Source organism: Sphaerospermopsis aphanizomenoides BCCUSP55 (assembly GCF_001586785.1).
Classification (GTDB): Bacteria; Cyanobacteriota; Cyanobacteriia; order Cyanobacteriales; family Nostocaceae; genus Sphaerospermopsis_A; species Sphaerospermopsis_A aphanizomenoides_A.
This window is the reverse complement of sequence record NZ_LUFH02000005.1, coordinates 60,027-76,291: the sequence shown is the minus strand read 5'-3', so window position 1 is coordinate 76,291 and position 16,265 is coordinate 60,027. Positions and strand designations below refer to the sequence as shown.

General features: G+C 39.0%; 15 protein-coding genes. 4 read left to right on the top strand and 11 right to left on the bottom strand.

Annotated features, from left to right (window positions below; all coding sequences use genetic code 11):
• Nucleotides 1-139: 139 nt before the first annotated feature.
• Nucleotides 140-1,150 (bottom strand): septal junction protein FraD, encoded by a 1,011-nt coding sequence (fraD, locus tag A0J48_RS02405; protein ID WP_200319986.1) that lies wholly within the window; start codon nt 1,148-1,150, stop codon nt 140-142.
• A 131-nt stretch (nt 1,151-1,281) separates the two neighbouring features.
• Nucleotides 1,282-1,830, bottom strand: coding sequence for a filament integrity protein FraC (gene fraC / locus A0J48_RS02400; protein ID WP_200319984.1), 549 nt, complete (start codon nt 1,828-1,830; stop codon nt 1,282-1,284).
• Nucleotides 1,831-2,299: 469 nt separating this feature from the next.
• Here fraC and A0J48_RS02395 point away from each other — a divergent pair, with 469 nt between their 5' ends.
• A complete protein-coding gene (locus tag A0J48_RS02395; RefSeq protein ID WP_200319982.1) occupies nt 2,300-3,436 on the top strand; it encodes a cob(I)yrinic acid a,c-diamide adenosyltransferase in 1,137 nt (378 codons plus the stop codon).
• A 29-nt stretch (nt 3,437-3,465) separates the two neighbouring features.
• Here A0J48_RS02395 and A0J48_RS02390 read toward each other — a convergent pair whose 3' ends face one another.
• Nucleotides 3,466-4,011 carry a nucleotidyltransferase family protein gene (locus A0J48_RS02390; protein ID WP_200319980.1) on the bottom strand — a complete coding sequence of 182 codons (546 nt, stop codon included), beginning with the start codon at nt 4,009-4,011 and terminating at the stop codon, nt 3,466-3,468.
• Nucleotides 4,012-4,387: 376 nt separating this feature from the next.
• On the opposite strand from A0J48_RS02390, the gene A0J48_RS02385 reads away from it, so the two are divergent.
• The gene (locus tag A0J48_RS02385) at nt 4,388-5,977 is read left to right on the top strand and encodes an NCS2 family permease (protein WP_200319978.1); all 1,590 of its coding nucleotides are present in this window, start codon (nt 4,388-4,390) and stop codon (nt 5,975-5,977) included.
• A 14-nt stretch (nt 5,978-5,991) separates the two neighbouring features.
• Here the strand turns inward: A0J48_RS02385 and A0J48_RS02380 are convergent, their stop codons facing one another.
• The 5 genes from A0J48_RS02380 to A0J48_RS02360 all read right to left on the bottom strand — a co-directional run bounded on the left by A0J48_RS02380 (nt 5,992) and on the right by A0J48_RS02360 (nt 9,430).
• Nucleotides 5,992-7,872: a hypothetical protein gene (locus tag A0J48_RS02380; RefSeq protein WP_200319976.1), complete on the bottom strand. Its 1,881-nt coding sequence runs from the start codon at nt 7,870-7,872 to the stop codon at nt 5,992-5,994.
• Between the two features lie 98 nt (nt 7,873-7,970).
• The gene (locus A0J48_RS02375; RefSeq protein WP_200319974.1) at nt 7,971-8,288 is read right to left on the bottom strand and encodes a nucleotidyltransferase domain-containing protein; all 318 of its coding nucleotides are present in this window, start codon (nt 8,286-8,288) and stop codon (nt 7,971-7,973) included.
• 33 nt (nt 8,289-8,321) lie between these two features.
• Nucleotides 8,322-8,666, bottom strand: a complete 345-nt coding sequence (locus A0J48_RS02370; RefSeq protein ID WP_200319972.1) for a DUF5615 family PIN-like protein — start codon at nt 8,664-8,666, stop codon at nt 8,322-8,324.
• A complete protein-coding gene (locus A0J48_RS02365) occupies nt 8,663-8,956 on the bottom strand; it encodes a DUF433 domain-containing protein (RefSeq protein ID WP_200319970.1) in 294 nt (97 codons plus the stop codon). The genes A0J48_RS02370 and A0J48_RS02365 overlap by 4 nt, the downstream gene beginning before the upstream one ends.
• Nucleotides 8,957-9,187: 231 nt before the next feature.
• Entirely contained in the window at nt 9,188-9,430 is a 243-nt protein-coding gene (locus tag A0J48_RS02360) for an NYN domain-containing protein (protein ID WP_200319968.1), read from the bottom strand.
• Between the two features lie 295 nt (nt 9,431-9,725).
• On the opposite strand from A0J48_RS02360, the gene A0J48_RS02355 reads away from it, so the two are divergent.
• Nucleotides 9,726-11,309 (top strand): B12-binding domain-containing radical SAM protein, encoded by a 1,584-nt coding sequence (locus tag A0J48_RS02355; protein ID WP_200319966.1) that lies wholly within the window; start codon nt 9,726-9,728, stop codon nt 11,307-11,309.
• 171 nt (nt 11,310-11,480) lie between these two features.
• On the opposite strand, the gene A0J48_RS02350 is transcribed toward A0J48_RS02355, so the two are convergent.
• Nucleotides 11,481-12,704, bottom strand: a complete 1,224-nt coding sequence (locus tag A0J48_RS02350) for a molybdopterin molybdotransferase MoeA (RefSeq protein ID WP_200319964.1) — start codon at nt 12,702-12,704, stop codon at nt 11,481-11,483.
• A gap of 433 nt (nt 12,705-13,137) precedes the next feature.
• Nucleotides 13,138-13,647, bottom strand: coding sequence for an allophycocyanin subunit beta (gene apcB, locus A0J48_RS02345; protein ID WP_200319963.1), 510 nt, complete (start codon nt 13,645-13,647; stop codon nt 13,138-13,140).
• Nucleotides 13,648-14,152: 505 nt separating this feature from the next.
• On the opposite strand from apcB, the gene glnA reads away from it, so the two are divergent.
• Nucleotides 14,153-15,568 carry a type I glutamate--ammonia ligase gene (gene glnA, locus A0J48_RS02340; RefSeq protein WP_200319961.1) on the top strand — a complete coding sequence of 472 codons (1,416 nt, stop codon included), beginning with the start codon at nt 14,153-14,155 and terminating at the stop codon, nt 15,566-15,568.
• Between the two features lie 295 nt (nt 15,569-15,863).
• Here glnA and gifA read toward each other — a convergent pair whose 3' ends face one another.
• The gene (gifA, locus tag A0J48_RS02335; protein WP_200319959.1) at nt 15,864-16,064 is read right to left on the bottom strand and encodes a glutamine synthetase inactivation factor IF7A; all 201 of its coding nucleotides are present in this window, start codon (nt 16,062-16,064) and stop codon (nt 15,864-15,866) included.
• Between the last annotated feature and the right edge of the window lie 201 nt (nt 16,065-16,265).

Below are 16,265 nucleotides of genomic sequence, written 5' to 3'. Positions count from 1 at the left end.
TTAATTTTTAGTTTTTACAGCAGATTTCAGGTAAATAAGGTACAACATTTAAGAACAAAGCCACACAGCAAAATACTTTCAAATCTATTCCCTATTCCCTATTCCCTATTCCCTATTCCCTATTCCCTGCTATAATTTTTCATTGTTTTGGTGGTGGTGTGCCGATGAAAAATTTGTTGGTGCGATCGCATTCAATTTCTGCCACGGCGTTTTGATTTTCTGTTTTGTTTACTCCTGCAACTGGTTGAATTAAACAAGATTTCTGGAGATAAAATCCTCGTGGGTTTGCACTTGGGCCTGTCCAAATAGTGAGGATATCTAATCTATATCCTGACTTGACATTGACTACACGCGGTTCAATCCGCCATAAGCCCTGTTCTTTATATTCATCCAGGTTTTTATCAATTACACTTTTACCTAAGTTTCCCAGTTGCTGGTTAGCTTCTATTAACCATTTTTCTACTTCTGACCAAGGTCTTTTAAATATTTGTTCTTCTACTAAGGGTTGAATTTTATTTAAAATTACAGTACCGTTTTGAGGTGTTTTAGTTTTTGGTTCTAGTCTAATCACAAAGGCACTACGTTGAAAATTATCTGCGCGTAAACTAGGATAGTCTTTTAACCATTTATCTATGACAAAGTAAAACTGAAGCCAACAACTGATTAACATCGACCAAGCCAGCAAGACAATGATTTTTTGACGTACTTCTAGCTTGGGAATTGCGGCTTTTGCGGCTGTACCTGTACCTGCAAAAAATTCTGGGATGGCGGTAATGATAGCAGCAATGGTGGGCCAGAGAACAATTGTTTTTGGTGTGACGACATTTACCTGATGTCCAAAGGCAAATACACTAACTAAGAACCCTGTTATTAATGCTCCCACTGGCATAAAAGTACCAGGAACTCTTAAAGGGTCGTCAGTTGTATACCAAGCTGTACCAGCTATTAAAAATAACCAACCCGAAAAGGCTATTATATCTTTAATAAACCCGATGGCAAAATATGACATTCCCCAAGAAAAGACACTTAAATATATTAATGTCTGCCAAGAAAAAGCCTTGGGAGGCATAATCAGTTTTTGAATTCCTAAAAATAAATCCTGAATAAATTTAAAGAGAATTATTACTTCTTTGAACAATGATGAATTCATACTGTTATACAATTTTGGATTTTGGATTTTGGACTGTGAAAATCTTGCTCAAACCAGCTTGTAATTTTTCCATCTGTCACAATCATGTTTCTAATTGGTATTGCCTTAACTAATTTAGGCTATGTAATCACTTATTTTGTGGCTATAGAAAAGTTACGAATCACCAAGATTAAAGTTATGGCTGTATAACTCATGGAGTTGGCTATTAAAGTGGTAGTGATTAAATTGGCATTTTGTAATTTTATCTTTTCATTTTTGAGAAGCTTTTCGCGTTGAGAACTGTCAGAAATCTCTTTTTTGCCACCTTCACTTAAACTGATAATTAATATTTTCAATAAGTGTAATTTTACCAAAAAAGTACCAATGAATATTAATAAGCCAAGAACAATTAGAGAACTTTGTGTACTGGGTCTTTTGAAGTTATTAAAAAATATATAACTCATCAATTCCGACTTTAGTTGTACATCTAATATCGGTTCAACTAGAAAAAATATATTCCAGCCAATGACGCTAGAAAAAACGTTCATAGCTATGGCATAGAAAATGCTGGTTTTTTTGTCGAATTTTAGTGATCTATTGAGAACATATCCTTCTATAGCAATGGCAATTAGTAAAAATAAAGTTTCAAACACAATCGCACCAATGGGCAAAATTCTGGGAAGTGATAATTCTTCAGACATAAAACATCAATAAATTTTAGATTTTGGATTTGAGATTTGAGATTTTGGATTTGAGATGGAAGCTACCTATGATCAGGACTTCAGGATTTTAGATGTTAAGTAACCAGAGGTAATTAAATGTAAAATCTTAACAAGATAAACCTGTTCAGGAACAGGCTTTTACTTTCATTTTGTAGCCAGACTACCTCCTGCATTTTACTTAAAAGGCTGAACTTTAGAGAGTATAACTGACATCATACAAATGATGCTGGAAATTATCTCATTCTTTTGGTAATTTTGGGCATGGGGAAAAATTAATTCTTGTTTTTCGTCAAGTGTGTTAAGTGTTCTTAGCCATACTTGTAACTCAATACTCAGTAATTTCCTCAAATCCTAGGTTCTGAAAATTTATTTTTCAAATTTATTTTTCTCCCTCACACCCTACATCTTGGGTAAAATAGGAAACTGCCACATTACAGCTTTTCCAGAGATGACAAGAAATGGGATCGGTATTCGCACAGCGCAAGTGCGTTCTGAACGGCTCACTGGTCAAATTCACGTCTATGATGGTCTTGGGAAAGGTAAGTCCCAAGCGGCTTTAGGGGTGGTTCTGCGTTCAATTGGTTTGGGAATTAATGCACCAAGTGATTCTAATCGCGTGTTGCTGCTGCGGTTTTTGAAGGGTCCAGAGCGGGATTATGATGAAGATGGGGCGATCGCAGCTTTACAGCGTGGGTTTCCCCATCTCATTGATCAGGTTCGCACTGGGAGGGCGGAATTTTTTGGCCATGACGAAATTATACCCTTTGACAGAACGGAAGCTGCACGGGGTTGGGATGTGGCCAAAGGTGCGATCGCTTCCGGTTTGTATTCGGTAGTGGTTTTGGATGAAATTAACCCGGTTTTAGATTTGGGTTTGCTTCCTGTTGATGAGGTGGTACAAACTTTAAAATCTAAACCCCAAGAACTGGAAATTATCACCACAGGACGCGCTGCACCCCAACAGTTACTAGATATTGCAGATTTACATTCGGAAATGAAACCTCAGCACCATCCCACTGCGGATGCACTGTTACTAGAAGGGATTGAAATTTATACTGGTGCGGGTAAAGGTAAATCAACCAGTGCTTTGGGTAAAGCTTTGCAAGCTATAGGTAGAGGCATCAATCACCCTGGGTCAACTCGTGTATTAATTATGCAGTGGTTGAAAGGTGGTAGTGGTTATACGGAAGATGCAGCGATCGCCGCTTTGCAACAGTCTTATCCTGAAGTGGTGGATCATCAACGTTGTGGAAGAGATGCAATTGTTTGGCGTAATTCTCGGCAAGAATTAGACTATGTAGAAGCAGAAAGAGGTTGGGAAATTGCCAAAACTGCGATCGCATCTGGTATCTATAAAACCATTATTCTCGATGAACTTAATCCTACTGTGGATTTAGAATTGTTGCCTGTTGAACCTATTGTTCAAGCTTTGTTGCGTAAACCCCGCGATACAGAAATCATTATTACTGGTCGTTGTCAACATCAACCTGCTTATTTTGATTTAGCCAGTATTCATTCTGAGGTTTATTGTCATAAACATTACGCTAATCAAGGGGTAGAATTGAAGCGGGGGGTTGATTTTTAGAAATATTCAGATTCACATATCCGACTTCTTTAAGAAGTCGGAGATCTAGTTTTTAGACAAGGACATTTTTCCAAAAAACTGACTGCTTTTTTCTCAGCATCTACATTATTAATATGTGCTGGTGTTGGTCGAATAAGACCATTAAATAAATCATCTAAACCGTAGGGAGTGAAAAATTGCCATTCTCCATTTTTATTCATGCGAACTCCCACAGCAGTGGCGGTATGTAACCAATTTTCAATTCCATTTTCTGTACTATGAAAAATAATATTTCCAGATCGCCAACGCCCAAAACTGGCTTGATTTTTGACATCAAATTCCTGTTCAGGAAATTGTGTTTTGAGAGTAGATTTAGCTAATAATTCTTGTTCACGGTTTCCTGTATCATCAAAAAAAGCAATATCAAAATCTTTGATAAATAAAGCACATTCTTCTCCAAAAAGAGAACGCCAAACTGTGTTTCTGACTGCACCACCAGCTAACCACCAATTAGGTAAATTAACTGCGGATATTGCGGGTAAAATAGTGGCGATAATGGAATTAGAAAGAATAGTTTGTAGTTGTGTATTGTTCATAAAATATTAGTGTTAAAAGTTCAACAGCAAAATTATTTATTCCCCTACGTGGTAAAGTCCAATATTTTGAATATCTTACCACATCCACAACTAGAATTTAATTGTCAGAATCAGGATATCCAGGATTTAAGGATTTACAGGATGTTTGCTTGAGTTGCGTTTTTAGGGTTTGAGGATTCTATACTTTTCGGTTAGACTCCTTACTATGAACGAGGGATTTTTCACTCTGTTTTAGGAGATAAGCTGTTTGCAATCGCGGATTTTAAACAAGCGGCTGATTTATTTTATGTGTATTGAAAGAGGAAATTTGAGGTTACTAGATCGTGTAGACAATTTCCTGATATCCTAAAACCCAGAAAAATCAAAATCTAGGAAAATGGAAACCCCAACCCCAAAAACCCCACATTGGTTTGTTCGCAGAGATATAGACGGTTTATTTGGTCTAGCACTAGATAACTTAATTCAAATATTATTAATAGTCAGTTTATGCCAAGGTGTACTAGGTTTCCCAGTTTCCCTAGTCTATGGACGAATTTTGCCCGGTGTCGCTTTTAGTTTAATTGTCGGTAACTTTTATTATGGTTGGTTAGCCAAACAGCAAGGAACAAAAGAACAACGTGATGATATTACCGCCCTTCCCTATGGTATCAACACCGTTAGTTTGTTTGCCTATATTTTCTTAGTCATGTTACCTGTGCGGTTAGCAGCAATGGCTAAAGGAGTTTCTCCTGAACAAGCATCAGAGTTAGCATGGCAAGCAGGGATAGTAGCTTGTTTAGGTTCAGGTTTAATTGAATTATTAGGCGCTTTTATTGTCAACCCCCTACGTCGCATCGCTCCCCGTGCAGCTATGCTTTCTACCCTCAGCGGTATCGCTATCACCTTTATTGCTATTGGCTTTTTATTTCGCACCTTTGCTCACCCCGTCGTGGGTTTAGTTCCCCTTGGTGTTATTCTCGTTACCTACTTTGGGAAAGTGCGTTTTCCTATTCCTGGAGGTTTATTAGCTGTTTTATTAGGAATTGCTTTAGCTTGGGGTACAGGTTTAGTAACTTGGGATAATGCTAAATTTACTGCTGCTGTTGCACCTATTGGTTTTTATTTCCCCAATATATATTTAGGACAACTGTGGGAAAGTCGCGCAGTTTTAGTAGAATACCTGAGCATTATTTTACCAATGGGATTATTTAACTTAGTTGGTAGTATTCAAAACTTAGAAAGTGCAGAAGCAGCGGGTGATACTTACCCAGCTATACCATCTTTAGCTGCTAACGGTATTGGTACTATCGTTGCTGCTGTTTTCGGTTCTTGTTTCCCCACAACTATTTATATTGGTCATCCTGGATGGAAGGCTTTAGGCGCAAGAGTTGGTTATTCTATTGCTAATGGTATCGTGATGGGCATTCTGTGTTTAACTGGTGCGATCGCCCTATTTGCCTATTTTGTCCCCATTGACGCAGGTATGGCTATTGTCCTGTGGATAGGTATTGTCATAGTTGCCCAAAGTTTCACTGCTACACCCTCTCATCACGCGCCGGCGGTGGTTGTAGGTTTATTACCTGGTATTGCGGGGTGGGGGGCATTAATAGCTAAAAATGCCTTGCGGGCGGCTGGTTTAGGTACTCCAGAAAAGCCATTTACACCTGCATTAATTGAGCAGTTTAAGTTAAGTGATACCTTTATTGATGGAGCTTTTGCCTTAGAACAGGGCTTTATTTTTTCAGCCATGATTTTAGCAGCTATCACTGTTTTTATTATTGAACGAGATTTTCGTCAAGCTGCCTATTGGTCATTAGCAGGTGCGGTTTTATCTTGGGTAGGTTTAATGCACAGTTATCAGTGGACTATTGCAGATACAGTAGTTAATTTAGGTTGGGGAACAGGTAGTAGTTGGGCTGTGGGTTATATTTTGTTGGCTATTTTGTTGTTTTATGTTTCTTGGCAAACAAGACACGAAAAGCAATAATCAGCAATTAAAAATTAAATTGAAAAATGACAAGCGTTTATTTTTGATGTTGCGTCTGGAATCGTTTTTCCATAGATAAATATATCTCCTGTGGGACTATCATTGAGTTTGTCAGCAGACTGGAAAACATTAACTACAATGTTCGGGTATTGTCTAGCAATTTGCAGTCCAACTAGTCTTTCGTAAAATTGACTCTCATTGACATCTTTACAACCAACAATGACAATACTTTTAACATTTTCTAACTGGGCTTTATTTGATAAAGTAAAACTACCCGTAGGAAAGGTATTCAGATCAAAGACTTTGCCAATATGGAAAATTGTATGAACAGTTGCTAGGAATAATACTCCATTTTTTATCCAAGCAGATTTTTTAGTAAGTCGATTTCTCCACCATAGAATTAATGGTAATAAACCAAAGATAGCCAGCGGATAAATCAGACTGATAGCAATTTTCATCAGCCGATAAGTATGTTCCAAGGGTATAAAAGCCAATAAATATCCGCCGTATGTTCCCACTCCTACCAGTGCAGCCAAAAGATTTTTATCTTTACTAGTTTTGTAGATTTGCCAAATTCTCCAGCCCAAAAATGCACTAAAAGGCAAGCTGATACTGAGATGAAAATACCAGCCGAAATCTCTGGTTAAAGGCATTGGTTTGGGGGTTTCTTGCAATAAACTCCAAGGATTTAAGGGAACAAAATTTGAACCGTGTCTATCTAATAAATTCAAACTTTTATTGACTTCATGTAAACCCAATTGAGATGGAAAGACAAGATAGAAAAATAAACCACATCCAAGAATCACTCCTATAAACTTGAAAGCGATTTGAGTCAGTTGTGCTGTGTCGAAATTTTGGCGAGGCAAGTAAATAAAAATCGCTATAAAATAAGTGGCTATGATAACAGGTAAAAATGCTGGATAAAAGGCAAATACAATAGTTAAAATCGCAAATAAACAAACAAGATTTTCTACTGCATCAATCTTACAAGCGAGTGCTATTTCTCTGCAATGCCTTAAGGTCAAACAAATGACAATGACAAATAAAGTATTAGAAAAATAGGCACTAACCAACAACCAATAAAGAGGTGGTGCAAATAATACCCATGTTATTAGTATTAGTTTACCAAATGAAAATCCCTGTCGATTTGATAATTTAACATCAAACCATTCTTTGAATAAAGATATAAGTAAAGTGCCTCCTAACATCCCTTGAAATACTGCTATACCAAGAGATGATCCATTAAATGGATATACAATTAAAGAACCGAGAAATGAACTAAATTTTTTGGGACTACCCAATAGATATGCACAGGCTGAGTTACCATTGAAGATGGTATCTTCTTCACCAGAAAAACTTAAATTATCTGTGGTCATTGCTGCAAAACGTCGAACATAAGCCCACATATCTGGGTTAGTATTGGAAATCATATAATCCAGAGATTGGTGATGGTTGAGAACTGCCCAGAACGCAAAAATCAAACACCACAAACAAGTATAGAAAACTAAGGCTAAATTTTGTTTAATAATATGAATACCAAATATATCAAATTCTTTCTTAAATTGTGTGGGAATAAAAAGAAAAGCAACAGTGAGAAATATCTCTAAAATACCAGTGGCGTATACACTATTAAAGCAAGAATTGAGTGCCGCAGTGGAAATGCTTAAAATCGCTAAAGGCATAGCCCCGATTAAGCAAATCTTCGCCATAGAACTTCTGTTTTCAGAAGATTCATTATTATTGTGATTGATTGTATTTTTATTACCAAAAATTCGTGCATCAGTATGAATAAAATAGAGAATTATTTTTCCATTATAGTGGCAGACAAACCAAAATAAATAAATTGCGATCGCACTACAAAAAAATAAGGAAGCAAAGAAAGTTATATCGTTCATATAGGATTAGGATATAAATATATACAATGTTGTATTTCTATAGTACAATAGAAGTGATATCTGTTGGGCTTTGAGCAGGAGTTCCCGTTATTCATCGGTCATAGCAAAACGCCTTCTTTACGGATGTTCCTGAGTAATGAACCGTTGCGGGTTTGATAGTGGTTTTCGTCCATGAAAAGACAGCTAATCACAACATCATAGTCTAGGGAAAGGTCTGCGATCGCCTTACCTGTGCGTTTAATTTCTTCACCTGGGTTAACGGGAGGTTTCAGCACTACCAGCACATCATCTGATCCGGGTTCTGCATCACCACGGGCTTGAGAACCAAATAGGGTGAGGTTTTGTAGGCGATCGCCATACAGATTAGTGAGTTCTGTTTTCAGGCGAGTGAGAATAGGTTGAAGGTGAATGTTCATGGTTATGAGAGTGATCTGAATTTTTCACAGGAATTAGGCATACAATAGCTGATTTTTAATTTCATCAGCCATTAAGGTACTGACCAAAATGCCAACCCGTTGTGCAATTTCATAAGCATTTTTCTGAGGAACAACAATAATTCCAAAATGCTGTTTTTCTTCCTCTATAAATTGAAGATGCAATCTTTCAAAATCAACTCGGTTATGGGTGAGGATACATCTACCTAGAGAAGTGGCAAATTCTAGCTGTTCACGATCAGTTTTTCCCAGGGTTGCTTGTTCAGGAACAGTTGTCACATCCAAACCACGAGAACGCAAAAGGGTTGCGACTAATGCGGACATATCCTCATCTATGTAAAGTGCTGCAAATATTGTCATACTGTGCCTAATGCAGCCTTTACAGCAGGATGTACTAATTCATTAGGTACTTGATTTCGTTCAATATAATCATTAATTTCTGCTTGATGATCTAAATAAAAACTCAAGGCATCAAATACTTGTGCTAGTGTTAAATGCGGTAAATGATTAGGGATTTCTTCAGGCATAATTCCCAATCGCCATAAACCAACAATAGCACGGATGGATGTACGAGTACCTGTAATAATTGGCTCTCCACCTAAAATTTCAGGATTGCGTATTACATATCTTGAGGATGTTTCAGCAAACATAATAAAAGTTGCTCAATTAGTATGATTTTTATTCTAGTTTATCTTATGCGAATTGCTTTCTGTATTTCTTGATTTTGGAAATTACTAAAAATTATCAAGGTTAAGAAGGAATGAACCACGAAGGAGCGAAGGACACGAAGAGAAGAGAGTTTGAGAGGGATTTTTAGTTGGTTATGAAAATTTAATCCTTCAATATCGCTTCCCTATCAAACAAACACAAAAAGATCGCACTTACTCTGTTGAACAGCAAGCATTGTTAGGATGAAGTTTTCTCAACCTTATCTCTAATGTCACTAAATATGACTGTTGTTTTGCTTCAGGTGGTGTGTCATGTCCAATGTAATAAAAGGCATCAACGATATCACCTTCTGTTGCAATATAATCAAGAATTTTTTTAGGATCCGCAAACCAACCTAGAGCTTCTCTTTGCATAAAAAAGAAATTTGCACCATCAAGAAATACAGAAATTCTCATGATAACTCCGTTGAATTAAAATACTTGCTTCGTAAATAAATATACTTTAAAACGAACCACTCCAGAGACAGAGAACACAGAGAAAAAATATGAGTATGGAGTGGGAAGGAAGTATAAAGTCGAGGCTTGTATAAGTAATGATGCGTAATTAGTGTTAAAATTCCGTCTCCATCCTGTAAATCCTTAAATCCTGGACATCCTGATTCAGACAACAGCATGGCAACTTATAAAAAAGTCAATCAGTCCTAAATTTAGTTACAGTTAGATCACAAAATAAATCGTGAGGGGTGATACTATGCGTGTCTTGCTAGTTTATCCAATATTTCCCAAAACCTTCTGGTCCTATGAAAAAATCCTGGAACTGGTAGATAGAAAGGTTCTATTACCACCATTGGGTTTAGTCACAGTGGCAGCCATCCTACCCCAAGAATGGGAGTTTAAGCTAGTAGATCGTAACATCCGCGCCGCCACCGAAGAAGAATGGGCATGGGCAGATATAGTCATTTTCTCGGCGATGATCGTCCAAAAACAAGATTTACTAGATCAAATTCGGGAAGCAAAAAGACGTGGTAAGTTAGTCGCATTGGGTGGACCCTATCCCACATCTACACCCCATGAAGTGCAGGAAGCAGGTGCAGATTTCCTAATTTTAGATGAAGGGGAACTCACTTTACCCATGTTTGTGGAAGCGGTACAAAAAGGTGAAAAATCTGGGACTTTCCGTGCTACTGAAAAACCAGATGTCACAACCACACCCATTCCCCGCTTTGATTTATTAGATTTTGATGCCTATGATATGATGTCTGTGCAGTTTTCGCGGGGTTGTCCTTTCCAATGCGAATTTTGCGACATCATTGTATTATATGGACGCAAACCGAGAACCAAAACCCCAGCCCAACTTTTAGCAGAATTAGATTATCTCTATGAGTTGGGTTGGCGGCGTGGTGTGTTCATGGTTGATGATAACTTTATTGGCAATAAACGCAATGTCAAATTGTTGCTAAAAGAGTTAAAAGTTTGGATGGCTGAACATCAATATCCTTTCCGTTTTGATACGGAAGCTTCTATAGATTTAGCCCAAGATCCAGAGTTAATGGAATTGATGGTTGAGTCTGGTTTTGCAGCGGTATTTTTAGGAATTGAAACCCCTGATGAAGATAGTTTACAACTAACTAAGAAGTTTCAAAATACCCGCAGTTCCTTAACTGATGCAGTGCAAAGCATTATTAAAGCTGGACTGCGACCAATGGCAGGGTTTATTATTGGTTTTGATGGAGAAAAAGCAGGTGCGGGCGATCGCATCGTTAGATTTGCTGAACAAGCTGCCATTCCTTCTACTACTTTTGCCATGTTACAAGCATTGCCAAATACTGCTTTATGGCATCGTTTAACAAAAGAAGGTAGACTGCGAGAAAATCAAGATGGGAATATTAATCAAACCACTTTGATGAACTTTATTCCTACTCGTCCTTTAGAAGATATTGCACGGGAATATATAGAAGCATTTTGTGCTTTATATGATCCAGTTGCATATTTAGACCGCACCTATCGTTGTTTCTTAATGATGGGTTCACCCCAATGGAAAGCACCTTTTAAACTGCCCGAATTGATTGTTATTAAAGCACTATTAATAGTGATTTGGAGACAAGGAATAAAAAGAGAAACCCGCTGGAAATTCTGGCATCATTTATTTAGTATCATCAAACGAAATCCCAGCGTTGCAGAACATTATTTAGCAGCTTGCGCCCATAATGAGCATTTTCTTGAATATCGGCAAATTGTCCGTGATCAAATTGAAAGTCAGTTAGCTGCTTATGTAGCCCAAGGTGCAGAAAAACCTTATGTACCAGAAAAGGAAAAAGTAGAAGCAGCAGCTTAATAATATCTCACGCCAAGACGCAAAGAAAGCAGAGAAAATCAAAGGTAAATAATTTGATTTCTTTGCGTCGATTATGATTAAATCAACTTGAATCTCACGATGCCTTATGACTCACAAAATTCCTCTGCGTCTCTCTGCGCTTACTCTGCGTACCTCTGCGTTTCAAAAACGCTATAACTTTAGAACCAAAACTTCCTCACCAGCAGAAACCAAAGTTTTCCCAACAGGTAACACAGCCAAAGCATTAGTTTGAGCCAAATTAATTAAATTACCCGAACTATCATTACCCTCTGCTTTGTGAAATTGATAAACACCATTGACCAGATGTAACTTACCGTGAATATAAGTTTCCATCTTACCATGAGATTGTAATTCTGATTGCGATCGCACCTTTAAAAATTTTCCTTCCCAACCTTGAGAAAGTCCCGCCAGTTTTTTAATTACAGGTTGCACAAACCGCCAACAAGTCACCAACGCAGACACCGGATTTCCGGGTAAACCAAAGTATAGTGAATTGGGGAAAGTTGCAAAAGTGAGAGGTTTTCCTGGACGCATTTGTACAGCGCGAAAGTGAACCTTTGCACCCAAAGATGCTAAAATTTTACTTATGTAGTCATAATCGCCGACAGACACCCCGCCAGTGGAAAGAACTACATCAGAATTAGCGATCGCATAATCTATAATTTCTGATAAAGCTATAGGATCATCCTTAATAATTCCCAACAGTAACACTTCTGCCCCCAGTTCTCTCACCAAAGTTGCCAAAGCATACTGATTAGAATCAGCAATTTGTCCAGTTGTTAGCATTTCTTCTGGCATTACCAACTCATTACCACTGGAAAAAATCGCCACACGGGGACGACGGAAAACACAGACTTGCTCCCGTTGTGCAGCAGCTAAAACCGCGATTTCGGATGCTGTTAAACTAATTCCTGCTGGCAACAATTCACCACCAGCTTGATAAAAATCACCCTTGTGTCTAACAAACTCCTGGGGTTGAGGTGCAAGAAAGACAAAAACACGGTTGTCTTGTCGGTGAGTTTTTTCCTGCATAACCACAGTATCAGCACCTGCTGGCATCACTGCACCAGTGAAAATTCGCGCTGCTTGTCCTGGTTTAATGGTCACTTGGGGTTGATATCCGGCGGGAATTTCCTCCACAACTTCCAAAATAGCAGGTTTGTCAGCCCTAGCTTGCTGCACATCTGCATAACGCACAGCATAACCATCCATTGCCGAATTATCCCAATGGGGAAAATCCAGGGAACTGGTAACAGGAGTGGCTAAAATGCGATTATTTGCCATTAATAAATCGACAAATTCTATATCCTGCTGGTTATTCAGCGGTTGTATGGAATTTAAAATAGTAGCTTCTGCATCTCTGACTGACAGCATAGTTAATGATGATAGTTTTGTATATTTTAATCTGGTGTTGTGTTATTTATAGCAGGAATGAAGAGGGTGTAGGGGGTAGGGTGTGGGGTGTAGGGAACCCCATAATTAAAATCAGGGGTTTCCAGCAAGGACGCTGTATTTTTCGCACTACGCGCCTCAAAATACATCTTTTTTCTGTTTCTATACTTAAAAGTAGGGGCTTGTACCTCAACTGCGGGGCTTTTTCTTCCCCACACCCCACACCCCCAAAGGGACTGGTCAAAAGTCAGGAGTAAAACCATCTTGTAGTGAGAGTTTAATTATCAAAAAGTAAACGCACCTTGCCCAAACAGCCAAAGTGCGATCGCATAAATCTTTTGATATCTCAAATTAATCCAGGCAAAATGACCAAAAGCACTAAACCTTTCTGCTTCCTGCCTCCTGCCTTCTGCTTTTAAACATCCTGTTCACTCAACTCACGAGTGATATGGTCAAAAGGCTCATCAACAAAAGCAGTATTAGCAATACCAGCTGCTGCAACTTGCTCCTTCACAATGCCCTTCATAATCTGGACACCTTGAACAGTTGAACCAATGGGTACACCCAAGGAATTATAAGTTTCCCGTAACCCTTGCAACACACGCTCATCCAACACATTCATATTACCAGCCACCAATGCATAAGTAGCATAGCGCAAGTAATAGTCCATATCACGCAAACAAGCTGCATAACGACGAGTTGTATAAGCATTACCACCAGGACGAATCAATTCTGGTAGTTCTTCAAACAATTTAGAACCAGCTTGCTTGACAATAGCAGCCGCATTAGAATTAATCACAGCTGCCGCTTGCACTCTTGCTGTACCAGTTTCAAAGTAAGACTTGAGGCTATCGATCGCATTCCGGTCAAAATATCTTCCGGTTACGTCATAATTCTTAATTAAAGTAGTAACTGCATCGCGCATTCCTTTTCTCCCAATCGTTGCTATCTATGATTTGATATTAATTTGGTTGCAGTTATGCACCATTGACGTTCTCACGACTGTTGGTAGTGAGATTCTTGATCTGCTCAAGCCGTGAGTCAATCCCGGACTTACAGAGCATAGGATGTCCTTACAGACACCTCCTCAAGCTTGAGTTCGGGTGCGTCCCACCCTACCTGACTCAATCAAATTTTGTGCTATCTGCATAAAATAGATTCGGCACAAAACTATCCATACCACTACTTAAAGGATTCTATGCCAAAGTTGACCCCGTTAAGATGAAGTTTCTTGTTTTGTGCAGATTAAGAAAGAAAGGTTAATATAACCTGTAATCCAGACAATCTGTAACAAAAACCACAAACTTGTCTCAAGTCAACTATTTACGATATTCCAGGTGGTGTGTCACAACTTGGGTTAGCGCCGCAGGGTGAGGATATTTTGGCAAAGTCTGGTTTATTTTAGAAAATTGGGTACACAAGGAGTAACAATGACAACCCCACAAGAAGTCTTGAAGATGATTCGGGACCAAAACATTCAGATGATCGATCTGAAGTTCATAGATACACCAGGTACATGGCAGCACTTGACTGTGTACCATGACCAAATTGATGAAAGTTCCTTCTCCAGTGGTGTACCCTTCGACGGTTCCAGTATTCGGGGTTGGAAAGGCATCGAAGAATCTGACATGACAATGGTCTTAGATCCCAACACTGCTTGGATCGACCCGTTCATGGCAGAGCCAACTCTAAGTATTATTTGTAGCATTAAAGAACCACGCACAGGCGAATGGTACAACCGTTGCCCCCGCGTTATTGCCCAAAAAGCAATAGATTATCTGGCTTCCACAGGACTCGGTGACACAGCTTTCTTTGGTCCAGAAGCTGAATTCTTCTTGTTTGATGATGTTCGCTATGACCAAACCGCCAACGAAGGCTACTATCATGTAGACTCCGTAGAAGGTCGTTGGAACACAGGTAGAAAGGAAAGCCCCAACCTGGGTTATAAAACACGCTTCAAAGAAGGTTATTTCCCAGTTCCTCCAACGGATACCTTCCAAGATATTCGGACTGAAATGTTGTTAACAATGAAGAATTGTGGCGTACCCATTGAAAAACAACACCACGAAGTTGCTACTGGTGGTCAGTGCGAACTCGGTTTCCGCTTTGGCAAATTAATTGAAGCTGCTGACTGGTTGATGACCTACAAATACGTCATCAAGAACGTGGCCAGAAAGTACGGCAAAACTGTCACCTTCATGCCCAAACCCATTTTTGGTGATAATGGTTCTGGTATGCACTGTCACCAGTCCATCTGGAAAGGTGGTCAACCCCTCTTTGCAGGTGACAAGTATGCTGGCATGAGCGATATGGGCTTATACTACATCGGTGGTATCCTCAAACACGCACCTGCTTTGTTGGCTATCACCAACCCCACTACAAACTCTTACAAACGCCTCGTACCTGGTTATGAAGCACCCGTGAACTTGGCTTACTCCCAAGGAAACCGTTCTGCTTCTGTACGTATTCCTTTAAGTGGTGATAACCCCAAAGCCAAGCGGTTAGAATTCCGTTGTCCTGATGCAACTTCTAACCCCTACTTAGCCTTCGCTGCCATGCTTTGCGCTGGTATTGATGGTATCAAGAACAAAATCCATCCTGGTGAACCCTTAGATAAGAATATCTATGAACTTTCTCCAGAAGAACTAGCTAAGATTCCTTCTACTCCTGGTTCTTTGGAACTGGCTTTGGAAGCACTGGAAAATGACCACGCTTTCTTAACCGAAACAGGCGTATTCTCAGAAGATTTCATTCAAAACTGGATTGACTACAAACTAGCTAACGAAGTTAAGCAGATGCAGTTACGTCCTCATCCCTACGAATTCTTCTTATATTACGATTGCTAAGGGCAATTGAGCAATAATAGTAAATTTTTCAGCCACCCTCAAGGGTGGTTTTTTTTTACCAAGGCAGGAGGCAGGAGGCAGGAGGCAGGAGGTAAAAGGCCGTTTTTGTAACGGAGATTTATTTATACCCCACTCCAAAAACTTTGGACGAAGTCCGGTTTTAGACCCGATTGTTTCGATAACAGTAAAACGCAGAGCATTGGACATTGGGCATTGATAAAAGGCAAGAGTTCTTAATTTTGACTTTTGACTTTTGACTTTTGACTTGATTTTTTCCCTGCTCCCTTGCCTTTCTCTAGCTCATCGCTGCATTACTGCGGCTGTAAAGGGTTTGAGTGGTAGGATCTACCTTCCCTTGAATGGGATTCCAATAATTGGATAGTTCTTCAGGAAGACCGAGTTCTTGTGCTGCACGCATCAGCATGGATTGTTGACGGTTTTTAACTTGCTGATGTTGACGCACCATTAACGCACGAGATTTTTCTTGAATAGACATAGCTTTAAACCTCTTGTTTTTTAGTAAGTAATAGAATTAATTTTGTCTTGCATATTCATGATAGACAAAATTCTGTATCGTAAGCTACGAAACTACTATTTCGTCACAAAAATTTACAATTGAGTGATCGCCTTTGTCACAATTCGGATCAAAGACGGGAAAAATAGCCGGTCAGATCGAGAACTTTGACATCACAACATA